At 71.8% G+C, this 13,722-nt stretch carries 14 protein-coding genes; all 14 read left to right on the forward strand.

From position 1 onward, the window contains the following. A partial coding sequence (locus tag DW309_RS19985; protein WP_240753141.1) for a hypothetical protein occupies window positions 1-1,734 on the forward strand: 1,734 nt, incomplete at its 5' end. Beyond that, entirely contained in the window at window positions 1,734-2,774 is a 1,041-nt protein-coding gene (locus DW309_RS06720; RefSeq protein WP_136044929.1) for an HAD-IIA family hydrolase, read from the forward strand. The genes DW309_RS19985 and DW309_RS06720, both read left to right, overlap by 1 nt. 51 nt (window positions 2,775-2,825) lie before the next feature. Further along, window positions 2,826-3,002 (forward strand): hypothetical protein, encoded by a 177-nt coding sequence (locus tag DW309_RS19440; protein WP_168387201.1) that lies wholly within the window; start codon window positions 2,826-2,828, stop codon window positions 3,000-3,002. Continuing rightward, a complete protein-coding gene (locus DW309_RS06725; protein ID WP_136044930.1) occupies window positions 2,999-3,796 on the forward strand; it encodes a TlyA family RNA methyltransferase in 798 nt (265 codons plus the stop codon). The genes DW309_RS19440 and DW309_RS06725 overlap by 4 nt, the downstream gene beginning before the upstream one ends. Then, complete coding sequence (locus DW309_RS06730) at window positions 3,793-4,713, forward strand: NAD kinase (protein WP_136031201.1); 921 nt, start codon at window positions 3,793-3,795, stop codon at window positions 4,711-4,713. The genes DW309_RS06725 and DW309_RS06730 overlap by 4 nt, the downstream gene beginning before the upstream one ends. Next, entirely contained in the window at window positions 4,710-6,392 is a 1,683-nt protein-coding gene (gene recN / locus DW309_RS06735; protein ID WP_136044931.1) for a DNA repair protein RecN, read from the forward strand. Before DW309_RS06730 ends, recN begins: the two co-directional genes overlap by 4 nt. Window positions 6,393-6,418: 26 nt before the next feature. Next, complete coding sequence (gene pyrG / locus DW309_RS06740; RefSeq protein WP_136044932.1) at window positions 6,419-8,113, forward strand: CTP synthase; 1,695 nt, start codon at window positions 6,419-6,421, stop codon at window positions 8,111-8,113. Beyond that, a complete protein-coding gene (locus tag DW309_RS06745; protein ID WP_136044933.1) occupies window positions 8,106-8,702 on the forward strand; it encodes an NUDIX domain-containing protein in 597 nt (198 codons plus the stop codon). The genes pyrG and DW309_RS06745 overlap by 8 nt, the downstream gene beginning before the upstream one ends. Before the next feature lies 1 nt (window position 8,703). Next, window positions 8,704-9,606: a site-specific tyrosine recombinase XerD gene (gene xerD, locus DW309_RS06750; RefSeq protein WP_136035356.1), complete on the forward strand. Its 903-nt coding sequence runs from the start codon at window positions 8,704-8,706 to the stop codon at window positions 9,604-9,606. A 153-nt stretch (window positions 9,607-9,759) separates the two neighbouring features. Then, a complete protein-coding gene (locus tag DW309_RS06755; protein WP_136031369.1) occupies window positions 9,760-10,593 on the forward strand; it encodes a ParA family protein in 834 nt (277 codons plus the stop codon). Next, on the forward strand, window positions 10,577-11,425 hold the full coding sequence (locus tag DW309_RS06760) for a segregation and condensation protein A (RefSeq protein WP_136044934.1): 849 nt from the start codon (window positions 10,577-10,579) through the stop codon (window positions 11,423-11,425). Before DW309_RS06755 ends, DW309_RS06760 begins: the two co-directional genes overlap by 17 nt. Then, complete coding sequence (gene scpB, locus DW309_RS06765) at window positions 11,415-12,089, forward strand: SMC-Scp complex subunit ScpB (protein WP_240753142.1); 675 nt, start codon at window positions 11,415-11,417, stop codon at window positions 12,087-12,089. The genes DW309_RS06760 and scpB overlap by 11 nt, the downstream gene beginning before the upstream one ends. Further along, on the forward strand, window positions 12,086-12,883 hold the full coding sequence (locus DW309_RS06770; protein ID WP_136035354.1) for a pseudouridine synthase: 798 nt from the start codon (window positions 12,086-12,088) through the stop codon (window positions 12,881-12,883). Before scpB ends, DW309_RS06770 begins: the two co-directional genes overlap by 4 nt. After that, on the forward strand, window positions 12,880-13,722 hold an 843-nt coding region (locus DW309_RS06775; RefSeq protein ID WP_136044935.1), incomplete at its 3' end, for a prephenate dehydrogenase. The genes DW309_RS06770 and DW309_RS06775, both read left to right, overlap by 4 nt.

The raw sequence follows: 13,722 nt of genomic DNA on the forward strand, positions 1-13,722 counted from the left end.
AGCCGTGACGCGGCTCCTCGTCGTGAGGGTGGCTTCAGCCGTGATGGTGGTCAGCGTCGTGAGGGCGGGTACAGCCGTGATGGTGGCCAGCGTCGTGAGGGTGGCTTCAACCGTGACGGTGGTCGGCGTCGTGAGGGTGGGTACAACCGTGACGGTGGCCAGCGTCGTGAGGGTGGCTACAGCCGTGACGGTGGCCAGCGTCGTGAGGGTGGCTTCAACCGTGACGGTGGCCAGCGTCGTGAGGGTGGCTACAGCCGTGACGGTGGACCGCGTCGTGAGGGCGGATACAACCGTGACTCCGCACCGCGTCGTGAAGGCGGATACAACCGTGACGCGGCTCCTCGTCGCGAGGGTGGGTACAGCCGTGACGGTGGTCAGCGTCGCGAGGGTGGGTACAGCCGTGATGGCGGTCAGCGTCGCGAGGGTGGCTACAGCCGTGATGGTGGTCCGCGTCGCGAAGGGCGGACTGAGCGTGAGCGGGGGAGTGACCGGTCCCGGTCGTTCCCGCAGCGCGGCGGTGCCGGGCGTGAGCGTCCGGCCAACGCATCGAACGAGCGTGCCCGGTTCGACGAGCCGACCGTTCCGGACGAGGTCACGGCCCGGGATCTGCACTCCTCCGCGCGCAACGAGCTGAAGACGCTCAGCAAGGAGAACGCGGAGCACGTCGCCCGACACCTGGCGATAGCCTCGCGTCTGATCGACGAAGACCCCGCGCTGGCACACGAGCATGCGCTGGCGGCGTCGCGCCGGGCCGGTCGCATTGCGATCGTCCGCGAGACGCTCGGCATCACGGCCTATGCGACAGGTGACTTCGCCCTGGCTCTTCGCGAGCTGCGCACCTATCGCAGGATCTCCGGGAAGGACGACCAGATCGCGCTCATGGTCGACAGCGAGCGCGGAATCGGCCGTCCTGACCGAGCACTCGAGACCGGTCGTGCCGTGGACCGCTCCACCCTCGACACCGCGGTGCGCGTGGCTCTTGCGATCGCGATGTCGGGCGCGAGGCTCGACCAGGGCGACCTGGAGCTGGCTCTCGGTGAGCTCGAGATTCCCGAGCTCGATCCCGATCGTGCGTTCGAGTGGAGCCCAGCACTGTTCTCCGCGCGGGCAGCGGTCCTGGAAGACCTCGGACGCACCGACGAGGCAGAATTCTGGGCCCACCGCGCCGACGTCGCGGCGGAGGCGCTCGGCGTCGACGAAGCCGGCGACGAGGAGATCTACGTCGAAGACGGCCTCATCGACGACGAGTTCCTCGACGATCACGGTGACGGCACTGCTACGCCTGACGGCGACGCCGTTGGCGGCGGTGACGGCACCCGCGACGGTGGCGGCACCCGCGACGATGCCGCCGGCCTCGACGGTGACGCTGTGGACGGTGGCGTGGATGCTGATGGTGGCGTGGATGCTGATGGTGGCGTGGATGCTGATGGTGGCGTGGATGCTGACGGTGGCGTGGATGCTGACGGTGGCGCGGATGCTGACGGTGACGTGGATCGTGATGGTGTCGTGGATCGCGACGCGGACCTCGACGTCGAGGCGGGCCGAGACCTGGACAGCGACGACGATGCTGCCTCTGGACGCGACGGCGACAGCGATGGTGCCGGGACCGAGCTCTTCGGTGAGGACGGCGAGGCCGAGCCCACGATCGAGGACGAGGTTCGCGAGCTCCTCGGCGAAGACGTCGACGAGGTCGACGAAGACGACGAGTCCGGTTCCTCGAAGCCGGAGGCGTGATGGCGCTCTTCACGCGCAGGCGTCAGACGCCCCGCACTCCGCTGGACGGCGTCGACACGATCCTCGCCGACCTCGACGGAGTCGTGTATGCCGGGCCCGGGGCCCTGCCGCACGCCGTGGAGAGCCTCAACGCCGCAGCCGCCACGGCGCGTCTGGGGTACATCACCAACAACGCGGCGCGGACCGACGCATCCGTCGCGGCGCACCTCACGAGCCTGGGCCTCACGGTCGCGCCAGACGACGTGGTCACGAGCCCGCAGGCGGCCATGCGACTGCTCTCGGGGATCGTTCCTCCTCCCGCGACGATCCTCGTCGTCGGAGGCGACGGTCTCGTCGATGAGGTGCAGAAGGCCGGGTACACGGTGACCCGCAGCGCTGACGCCGACCCACAAGCGGTCGTGCAGGGCTTCGCCCCCGAGGTCGCGTGGACCGACCTCGCCGAAGCGGCCTTCGCGCTCAAGGTCCCCGAGGAGGAGGGCGGCATCCCCTGGATCGCCACCAACACCGACTGGACGATCCCGCGCGAACGCGGCGTCGCCCCCGGCAACGGCACCCTCGTGTCCGCGGTGCACACGGCTGTCGGGCGGCTGGCCACGGTCGCGGGGAAGCCGGAGACCCCCATCTTCCAGGAGGCCCTGGACCGCTTCGGCGCGTCCACGGCGCTGTTCATCGGCGACCGCCTCGACACCGACATCATGGGAGCGAGCCGAGCCGGCATCGACTCCGCCCTCGTGCTGACCGGGATCGACCGCCCCAAGCACGTGCTCGCGGCGCCAGAGGGGTCGCGCCCGACCTACATCCTCGGCGACCTCCGCGGGCTGCACGAGCCGTACCCGGTCCCGACGGTGACGGACGGCGTGTACGACGTCGGCGGCGCGGCGGTGCGGGTGCACGGCGCGGACGTGGAGATCGTCGCGGAGTCCGGGAACCAGCTCGACCTGCTGCGGGCCGGAGCTGCCGCGATCTGGGCCTCGGGCACTCCGGTGTTCGTGCTGCGCGTGCCCGAGCGGCTGTACGACGACCCGTTCCACCGCCCCTGACCACACGCGTGGCTCCGTCGGCTGTCCGAGGAGCCGCGTACAGTGGAACCCGTGAGCGATGAGACGACCGGTGCGCCGACGGACGGCCTGTGGAGCCGCCTCCGCCTGATCGAAGGGCAGCCGCTTCCGGCTCGTGCCGACGCTTACTCCGCGCTGCACGACGAGCTCTCGCGGCGGCTGGAGAGCGGATCACGGCTCGACCAGCGGGAGACCCCGGGAACACGATGACGCGACTCGACGCCGCCCTCGCCTCGCGGGGACTCGCCCGGTCGCGCAGCCATGCCGCCACCCTCATCGCGGAGGGCCTCGTGAGCGTCGACGGTCGCCCCGTCGTCAAGGCGTCTACGCCGGTCCAGGACGACAGCGAGCTCACCGTGGCCGGCGCCGACCACTACGTCGGGCGCGCCGCGCACAAACTCGTCGCCGCCCTCGACGGCTTCGGCGTCGCGGTCGCCGACCGGCTCGCGCTCGACATGGGCGCCTCGACCGGCGGATTCACCCAGGTGCTGCGCGAGCGCGGTGCGCGGCGGGTGCTCGCGGTCGACGTCGGACACGGACAGCTGGCTCCCGTCATCGCCGCGGACGACGGGGTCGTGTCGGTCGAGGGCTTCAACGTGCGGCACATGACACCGCAGAGCCTCGCGGACGCGACGGGCGAGCCCGCGCCGCCCGACCTGATCGTCGGCGACCTGTCGTTCATCTCGCTCGAACTCGTCCTCCCGGCGATCGCCGCCGTCGCCGCGCCGGGCGCCGACGTGCTGCTGCTCGTGAAGCCGCAGTTCGAGGTCGGGCGCACCGCGGTGCGCGGGGGACTGGTCACCGATCCGGCCACCCGCGCCGACGCCGTGGCCCGCGTCGTCTGGAGCGCGTGGGACGCGGGGTTCGGGATGTTCGGCATCCTTCCCTCCCCGATCCTCGGCACGCACGGAAACGCGGAGTACCTCGTGCACCTCGCGCCGGGACGCGGCAGCAATCCGACAGAATGGATGGACACCATCAACCGGCTGGCAGGGGGACGATGAACGAGCGCTGGATCCTGGTGGTCGCGCACGCCGGCCGCGTCGAGACGGTGGAAGCGGCCCGTCGCGTGACCGATGCCCTGCGGGGAGCGGGTGCCCGCCCGGTCCTCGCGCCCGACGACCACGATGCGCTCTCCGCCGTCGACCCGTTCTTCGCCGACGTCGACGTCCTGGGCGTCTCCGCCGACCCGACCGCGCTCGAGCTGGCCATCGTCCTCGGCGGTGACGGCACGATCCTGCGCGCCGCGGAGCTCGTGCGCGACAGCGGTGCCCCCGTGCTCGGCATCAACATGGGCCACGTCGGCTTCCTCGCCGAGATCGACCCCGACGACATGGACGACGCGGTGCGCCGTGTCATCGCCCGCGACTACGACGTGGAGGAGCGCCTGGCGCTCTCGGTGCGGGTGAAGGACGCCGCCGGCGACGTCGTCTACGAGACCTGGGCCCTGAACGAGGCGACGGTCGAGAAGGCCAGCAGGGAGCGCATGATCGAGGTCGTGCTGGAGATCGACGGCCGCCCGCTGTCGAGCTTCGGCTGCGACGGCATGGTCGTGTCCACCCCGACGGGATCCACCGCCTACAACTTCTCCGCCGGCGGGCCCGTGATCTGGCCGACCGTGGAGGCCATCGCCGTGGTGCCGCTCTCCGCCCACGCGCTGTTCGCGAAGCCGCTCGTGGTGAGCCCCGACGCGGCGGTCGCGATCGAGATGCTCGAGCGCACGGACGGCTCCGGCATCCTCTGGTGCGACGGCCGACGCTCGCACGAGCTCCCACCCGGAGCGCGTGTGGTGGTGCGACGGTCCTCGCGGCCGGTGCGCCTCGCGCGCCTGCACCCGACCGCGTTCACGAACCGGCTGGTGCGCAAGTTCCAGCTGCCGGTCGAAGGGTGGCGCGGACAGGACCGGAGGAACCAGCCGTGATCGAGGAGATGCGCCTGCGGGGCCTCGGTGTGATCGCCGACGCCGTGCTCCCGCTCGGACCGGGGTTCACCGCCATCACCGGCGAGACCGGTGCGGGCAAGACGATGGTCGTCACGGGGCTCGGGCTGCTGCTCGGACAGCGCGCCGACTCGGGCGCCGTGCGCGCCGGAGCCGGCCAGGCCTCGGTGGCGGGAGTCTGGGTCGTGCCCGAGACAGGGGACGTGGCAGACATCGTCGCCGACGCCGGGGGCGAACTCGAACCGGTCGGTGGCGGCAGCGCCGAACTGTACGTGTCGCGCACCCTCAACGCCGAGGGCCGTAGCAGGGCGAGCGTGGGGGGTCGCGCCGCTCCGGCCGGCGTGCTGTCCGCCCTCGCCGACGAGCTGGTGGTCGTGCACGGCCAGTCCGAGCAGTTGCGGCTGCGGTCCGCCGCTGCGCAGCGCGACGCCCTCGACCGCTTCGGCGGTGACGCGATCGCCCGGGCGCTGGAGCACTACGGCACGGCCTTCGAGCGCTGGCGCGGCCTCGACGCGGAGATCGCCGAGATCACGGGCAACCGCGACCGCCGGGCGGAGGAAGCCGCGCGACTGCGGGAAGACCTCGCGCTGATCGAGGCGACCGCACCCGAGGCGGGTGAAGATGCCGAACTCGCGGCCCGCGCCGAACGGCTCGCGAACGCCGAGGAGCTGCGTCTGGCCGCCTCGCTCGCGCACGGGGCGCTCTCGAACGAGGAGGGCGAGCCGGATGCGTCGGCACTGGTCGCGGAGGCGCGGCGGGCGCTCGAACGGGTCTCGGATGCGACGCTCGCGGAGGTCGCCGAGACGCTCGCCGACATCGGATACCGTATCGCCGACGCCGCCGGGCAGCTGTCCGGCTTCCTCGCCGACCTCGACGAGTCGGGCCCGCACGAACTCGCCGCGGTCGAGGAGCGGCGGGCGGCACTGGGCGTGCTCATCCGCGCGCACGGGTCCCTCGACGACGCCATCCGACTGTGGCAGACGGGCTCGACGCGCCTCGCGGAGCTCGACGACGACGGCGAGCGACTGCAGCGTCTCACCGCCGAGCGGGAGGAGGCGCGTACCGCGCTCGACGCCGCGGCGGACGCCCTGACCGCCGTCCGCACGGAGGCCGCCGTCCGCCTGGGCGACGCCGTCACCGCGGAGCTCCACGCGCTCGCGATGCCCGATGCCCGCCTGGAGGTCTCGGTCACCCCCGGCGCCGAGAGCACGCACGGGCGCGACGACGTGGCGATCCTGCTGGCCCCGCACCCCGGAGCCGAACCGCGGTCGGTGGCCAAGGGTGCCTCGGGCGGCGAGCTGTCGCGCGTGATGCTCGCGATCGAGGTCGTCATCGCGGCGACCGACCCGGTGCCCACGTTCGTGTTCGACGAGGTCGACGCCGGCATCGGCGGGGCCGCGGCCATCGAGGTCGGCCGGCGACTCGCCCGGCTGGCGGAGAAGTCGCAGGTGATCGCGGTGACGCATCTGGCGCAGGTCGCCGCGTTCGCGAACAACCACCTCACGGTCGTCAAGTCCAACGACGGGGCCGTCACCGCCTCGAGCGTGCGGCGTCTGGAGGGGGAGGAGCGGGAGGCCGAGATGGCGCGGCTGCTGTCCGGCCTCGCCGATTCCGGCGCCGCGCTCACCCATGCCCGCGAACTTCTCAGCCTCGGCGTCTGAGGGAACTGTTAGGATAGAAGCCCGTGATGAACTCTTCTTCTGCGGGGCCCAAGAACGACACGACCAAGCACATCTTCGTGACTGGTGGTGTCGTTTCGTCTTTGGGCAAGGGCCTCACCGCGGCCAGCCTGGGCAACCTGCTCACCGCCCGCGGACTCCGCGTGGTCATGCAGAAGCTCGACCCGTATCTGAACGTGGATCCGGGCACCATGAACCCGTTCCAGCACGGCGAGGTGTTCGTCACCGACGACGGCGCGGAGACCGATCTCGACATCGGCCACTACGAGCGCTTCCTCGACATCAACCTGTCGCAGGCGGCCAACGTGACCACCGGCCAGATCTACTCGCAGGTCATCGCGCGCGAGCGTCGCGGTGAGTACCTCGGCGACACCGTGCAGGTCATCCCGCACATCACCGACGAGATCAAGCGCCGCATGCGCCTGCAGGCGACCGAGGACCCGCGCCCCGACGTCATCATCACCGAGGTCGGCGGCACGGTGGGCGACATCGAGTCGCAGCCGTTCCTGGAGGCCGCGCGTCAGCTGCGTCATGAGCTCGGCCGCGACAACGTGTTCTTCGTGCACGTGTCGCTCGTGCCGTTCATGGGCGCCTCCGGCGAGCAGAAGACCAAGCCGACGCAGCACTCCGTCGCAGCTCTCCGTCAGGTGGGCATCCAGCCCGACGCGCTGGTGCTGCGCAGCGACCGTCCCGTGAGCGCGAGCAACCGCAACAAGATCGCCCTGATGTGCGACGTGGACGTCGAGGGCGTCATCAACACGGTCGACCTCCCGAGCATCTACGACATCCCCTCGACGCTGAACGAGCAGGAGCTCGACTCGTACATCGTGCGGCGCCTCGGTCTGGACCAGAAGGCGGACGACGTCGACTGGACGCGGTGGAACAAGGTGCTGCACGCGGTGCACAACCCGAAGCACGAGGTCACGATCGGCCTCGTCGGCAAGTACATCGACCTCCCCGACGCGTACCTCTCGGTGACCGAGGCCCTCAAGGCCGGCGGTTTCGCGCAGGAGACCAAGGTGCACATCCGCTGGATCCCCTCCGACCTGTGCGAGACCCCGGAGGGCGCCCAGGAGCAGCTCGCCGAGCTCGACGGCATCTGCGTGCCGGGCGGCTTCGGCATCCGCGGCATCGAGGGCAAGCTCGGCGCGCTGAAGTTCGCGCGCGAGCAGGGCATCCCCACGCTCGGACTGTGCCTCGGCCTGCAGTGCATGGTGATCGAGTTCGCCCGCGATGTGGCCGGCATCGAGGGCGCATCGTCGAGCGAGTTCGACCCGGAGACGCAGGAGCCCGTGATCGCGACCATGGCCGAGCAGGTCGAGATCCTCGACGGCGGCGACCTGGGCGGCACCATGCGGCTGGGGCTCTACCAGGCCGCCCTCGCGGAGGGCTCGCTGGCGCGGGAGCTGTACGGCACCCCGGAGGCGTCGGAGCGGCACCGCCACCGCTACGAGGTCAACAACGCGTACCGCGACCGGCTGTCCGAGGCCGGGCTGGTGTTCTCCGGCCTGAACCCCGAGCTGGACCTGGTCGAGTACGTGGAGCTGCCGCGCGACGTGCACCCGTACTACATCGCCACGCAGGCCCACCCCGAGCTGCGGTCGCGCCCGACCGACCCGCACCCGCTGTTCCGCGGACTGGTGGGTGCGGCGATCGAGCGGCACCGCGCGAGCGAGCTGTTCGACGTCAGCGCCGATGAGTGACATCGGCGCCCTGCCCGACGGCGGTCCGCTGCGCGACGAGCCGCTCGACCCCGAGGTCCTGTCCTCCGAGCTCGTGTACGAGGGACGGGTATGGGACGTGCGCTCCGACCGTGTGCGCTACGGCGACGGTGAGATCGTGCGCCAGTACGTCGCCCATCCCGGCGCGGTGGCGATCGTCGCGCTGGACGACGAGGGCCGGGTGCTGCTGATCCAGCAGTACCGGCACCCGATCCGGCACCGCGATTGGGAGCTGCCTGCCGGTCTGCTCGACGTGCCGGGGGAGGACCCTGCCGCGGCCGCGCAGCGCGAGCTCGCGGAGGAGGCCGACCTGGTCGCGACACACTGGGTGCCCCTAGTGTCGTCGTGGACCACGCCGGGCGGGAACGACGAGCTGATCCAGCTGTTCCTCGCCACGGGCATCACGGCCGCCGACGCCGCACACTCCCGGGAGGACGAGGAGGCCGACATCCGGCTCGCCTGGGTGACCCTCGACGACGCGGTGGCCGCGGTGCTTGACGGTCGCATGCGTAACGGCATCCTGGCGATCGGTGTGCTCGCGGCCGCGCAGAGGCTCCGCGACCGGGGCTGACATGCTGCTCGATCGCGCCCTCGACGCGTATCTGCGTCACGTCACGATCGAGCGCGGACTGAGCGCGCACACGATCGCGGCGTACCGACGCGACCTCGACGGGTACCGGGGGTGGCTCGCCGCCGAGGGCATCACCGACACGACCGAGGTGACCCCCGCGGTGATCGACCGCTTCATCGCCGAGCGTGCGTCCGCCGAGCCCGCCCCCGCGGCCACGAGCCTCGCCCGGTTGCAGTCGTCCGTGCGCGGGTGGCACCGCTTCCTGGCGCGCGAGGGGATCGAGGCCGACGACCCGAGCGGCCGGCTGCGTCCGCCCAAGGCCCCGCGGAGGCTGCCGAAGGCGCTGACGATCGAGCAGGTCGAGCGCCTGCTCGCGGCGCCGTCGCCGGAGGAACCGCTCGGCATCCGCGACCGCGCGCTGCTGGAACTGCTGTACGCCACGGGCGCCCGCGTGTCGGAGGCGGTCGGGCTCGACGTCGACGACCTCGCGCACGGGGAGGTGCTGCGGCTGCGCGGCAAGGGGTCGAAGGAGCGCATCGTGCCGGTGGGCTCGTACGCGCGTGACGCGGTCGACGCATACCTGACGCGGGTGCGTCCCGGGCTCGCCGCGAAGGGCAGGGCTTCGGCGCGCCTGTTCCTCGGCGCCCGCGGTGCGCCCCTGTCGCGGCAGAGCGCGTGGCTGGTGATCCGGGCGGCGGCGGAGCGGGCGCAGATCACGGCCGAGGTGTCGCCGCACACCCTGCGGCACTCGTTCGCGACGCATCTGCTGCAGGGCGGCGCGGACGTGCGCGTGGTGCAGGAGCTGCTCGGGCACTCGTCGGTCGCCACGACGCAGATCTACACGCACGTGTCGGTCGACGCGCTGCGCGACGTGTACGCCACGTCGCACCCGCGGGCCCGCTGACTCGCGCGGTCGCCTGGGTCCGCCGCCGCGCGCCGGGACGGCCCGTGAGCGGCCCGGCCGCTACAATCGAGCAAGCACGAAGGAGCAGGAGAACCGGTGGCTGAGAACGCGGCGAAGTCCAGGGCGAAGGCGAAGAAGGCCGACGACACCCCCATGGGACCCACCGGCCGCCCCTACCGCGGCTTCCCGATCCCGGCGCCGCTGAAGTCGCACGGTCCCGCGCGCATCATCGCCCTCTGCAACCAGAAGGGCGGCGTCGGCAAGACGACCACCTCGATCAACCTCGCCGCGTCCCTCGCGGAGTACGGCCGCAAGGTGCTCGCCGTCGACTTCGACCCGCAGGGCGCGCTGTCCGCGGGCCTGGGCATCCAGACCCACGACGTCCCCACCGTGTACGACCTGCTGCTGGACACGAAGCGCGACGCGCACGAGGCGATCGTCCACTCCAACGTCGAGGGCCTCGACGTGCTGCCCGCGAATATCGACCTGTCGGCCGCCGAGGTGCACCTGGTCAACGAGGTGGCCCGCGAGACCATCCTCGCGCGGGTGCTCCGCCAGGTCGCGGGCGAGTACGACGTCATCCTGATCGACTGCCAGCCCTCGCTCGGCCTGCTCACGGTCAACGCCCTCACCGCCGCGCACGGCGTGATCATCCCGCTCGAGTGCGAGTTCTTCGCCCTGCGCGGGGTGGCGCTGCTGATCGAGACCATCGACAAGGTGCGCGACCGCCTGAACCCGTCGATCACGATGGACGGGCTGCTGGCGACCATGTACGACCCGCGCACGCTGCACTCGCGCGAGGTGCTGGAGCGGGTGGTGGAGGCCTTCGGCGACGACGTGCTGGAGACCGTGATCGGCCGCACGGTGAAGTTCCCCGACGCCTCGGTCTCCGGCGTGCCCATCACCGAGTTCGCGCCGGAGCACGCCGCCGCGCAGGCGTATCTGCGGCTGGCGCGGGAGCTGGTCGCCCGTGGCGCCGTCGCCTGAGCAGGCCGAGACCGATCCGACCGCCGAGGCCGTCGCCCCCGCGGAGGGCGACACGGGCTTCCGCGTCTCGCTGTCGAACTTCGACGGACCGTTCGACCTGCTGCTGAATCTCATCTCGAAGCACGAGATGGACATCACCGAGGTGTCGCTGAGCGCGGTCACGAACGAGTTCATCGCCTACCTCGCCGAGCTGGAGGACGAGGAGGAGCTCGACCAGGCGTCGGAGTTCCTCGTGGTGGCCGCGACGCTGCTCGACATGAAGGTCGCCGGCCTCCTGCCGCAGGGCGAGCTCGTCGACGCCGAGGCCGTGGCGCTGCTGGAGGCGCGCGACCTGCTGTTCGCGCGCCTGCTGCAGTACCGGGCGTTCAAGGAGGTGTCGGCGTGGTTCGCGCGGTGCCTGCAGCGGGAGGACCGCCGTCACGTGCGGGCGGTGCCGCTGGAGGAGAAGCACCGCCGCAAGACGCCGGAGCTGGTGTGGTCGCTGAGCGCGGACGACTTCGCGGCGCTGGCACTGCTGGCTTTCGCGCCCAAGGAGATGCCGCACGTCGGGCTCGATCACCTGCACGCACCGCTGGTGAGCATCCGCGAGCAGGCGGCGATCGTCGTGACGCTGCTGCGCGGCACCGAGTCGATCAGCTTCCGCGAGCTGGTCGCAGGCGTCACCGAGCCGGGGATCGTGGTGGCGCGCTTCATCTCCGTCCTGGAGCTGTACCGCCACGCGGCGCTCTCCTTCGAACAACTGGAACCGCTCGGCGAGCTGACGCTCCGCTGGGCCGCCGACACCTGGTCGGACGAGACACTCGCGACCCTGGGGGCCGACTATGACCGATGACGTGACCGAGACCGAGACCGTGCCGGAGGTCGAGCCCGTGGCCGAGACCGAGACCCGGCCGGAGGTCGAGCCCGGGGGTGACGACGCTGCGACGGTCGTGGGCTCCGAGCTGCCGCTGAGCGAGCGCGTCGAGGCGATCCTCTTCATCGTGGACGAGCCGATCGGCCTGGTCGCCCTCGCGGCCGCGGTCGGCGCGCCGGTGCCGGCCGTGCGGCAGACGCTGGAGGCGCTCGGGGACGACTACGACGGACGGGGCCGAGGACCGCGGCGCGGCTTCGAGCTGCGCGAGGTCGGTGGCGGGTGGCGGCTGTACGTGCGCGAAGACCTCGACCCCGTGGTGGCGGAGTTCGTGGGCGGGCAGGCACCCGCGCGGCTGTCGCAGGCCGCCCTGGAGACGCTCGCGGTGATCGCCTACAAGCAGCCCGTCACCCGCAGCCAGGTCGCGTCGATCCGCGCCGTGAACGTGGACTCGGTCGTGCGCACGCTGCTCGCCCGCGGCCTCATCACCGAGCTCTTCGCGGACTCCGAGACCGGGGCGATCAACTACGGCACCACCGACGCGCTGCTGCAGCACCTCGGCATCAATTCGCTGGACGAGCTGCCGCCGATCTCGCCGTTGCTGGACGACGGCGCCGACGGCTTCGACGAAGGGACCCTCCGATGAACGCTGCCCACGACGACGCCACCGGGCCCGAGGGCGTGCGGCTGCAGAAGGTCCTCGCGGCGGCGGGCGTCGCCTCGCGTCGTGTCGTCGAGCAGTACATCGTCGAGGGGCGCATCCGGGTGAACGGGCAGACCGTGACCGAGCTCGGCCGTCGGATCGACCCCGAGCGTGACCTGGTCGACGTGGACGGCACCGCGGTGCAGCTCGACGTCACCAAGCGCTACGTGATGCTGAACAAGCCCACCGGAGTGGTCAGCAGCATGCGTGACGAGAGTGGGCGGCCCGACCTGCGTCGCTTCACGAAGGACTACGAGGAGCGGCTCTACAACGTGGGGCGCCTCGACGCCGAGACCAGCGGGCTGCTGCTGCTCACGAACGACGGCGAGCTCGCGCACGTCCTGGCGCATCCGTCGTTCGGTGTGACCAAGGTGTACATCGCCAAGGTGGACGGCACGGTGACCCCGCAGACGATCTCCACGCTCACGAAGGGCATCGAGCTGGAGGACGGCCCCATCGCGGCGGACAAGGCGCGGCTGCTGGACACGTCGCGCGGCTCGAGCCTGGTGGAGCTCACGCTTCATTCGGGGCGCAACCGAATCGTGCGTCGGATGATGGCCGCGGTCGGCCACCCCGTGACCGAGCTCGTGCGCCGGCAGTTCGGCCCGCTGCACCTGGGAACCCTCCCGGCGGGGAAGACGCGTGACCTGAGTAAAATCGAACTCGGTGCGCTGTTGACCCTCGCGCGCCGTGAATCCGGTGTCGCCGCGGCGCCAGGCGAGCAGGAGACCGAATGACCGACACGACGAGTGCGCCCACGGCGCGGAAGACCGGTGCCGTCGCGCCGCGTCTGTCCGGTACCGTCCGCATCGTCGGTGCCGGCCTGCTCGGCGCGAGCGTCGGTCATGCGCTGCGGGCCAAGGGTGTCGATGTGGCGCTCACGGATGCCTCCCCGGCGCAGCTGCGACTGGCGGTGGACTACGGCGCCGGTCGACTCGCCGCCGCCGACGACGCCCCCGCGCTGATCGTGGTGGCCGTGCCGCCCGACGTCACGGCCGACGTGGTGCAGGCCGAGCTGGAGCGGTACCCGGACGCGGTCGTGACCGACGTCGCGAGCGTCAAGCTCGAACCGTTCCGGACGCTGCGCGACCGCGGCGTCGACCTCGCGCGCTACATCGGCTCGCACCCGCTCGCGGGGCGTGAGCGCGGCGGCGCCATCTCCGCCCGCGCCGACCTCTTCATCGGGCGGCCCTGGGTGGTGTGCCGCGACGAGGACACGAAGGCCACGGATCTCGCGCTGGTCGAGGCGCTCGCGCTCGACGTGGGCGCGATGCCGCTGGAGATGACGCCGGAGGAGCACGACCGTTCGGTCGCCCTCACCTCGCACGTGCCGCAGGTCGTCGCGAGCCTGCTGGCCGCGCGGCTCGCGGGAGCCGAGGAGGGCGCGCTGCGCCTGGCGGGTCAGGGAGTGCGCGACACGACGCGCATCGCCGCCTCCGCGCCCGAGCTGTGGGTGCAGATCCTCGGCGCGAACGCGGGGCCGGTCGTGGAGATCCTCGACGCGCTGGCGGCCGACCTGGGCGACGTCGCCGAGGCGCTGCGGGCGCCGGCGGCCCCCAGATCGGAAGAGCACACG

This window comes from Microbacterium sp. K41 (assembly GCF_004794395.1).
GTDB lineage: Bacteria > Actinomycetota > Actinomycetes > Actinomycetales > Microbacteriaceae > Microbacterium > Microbacterium sufflavum.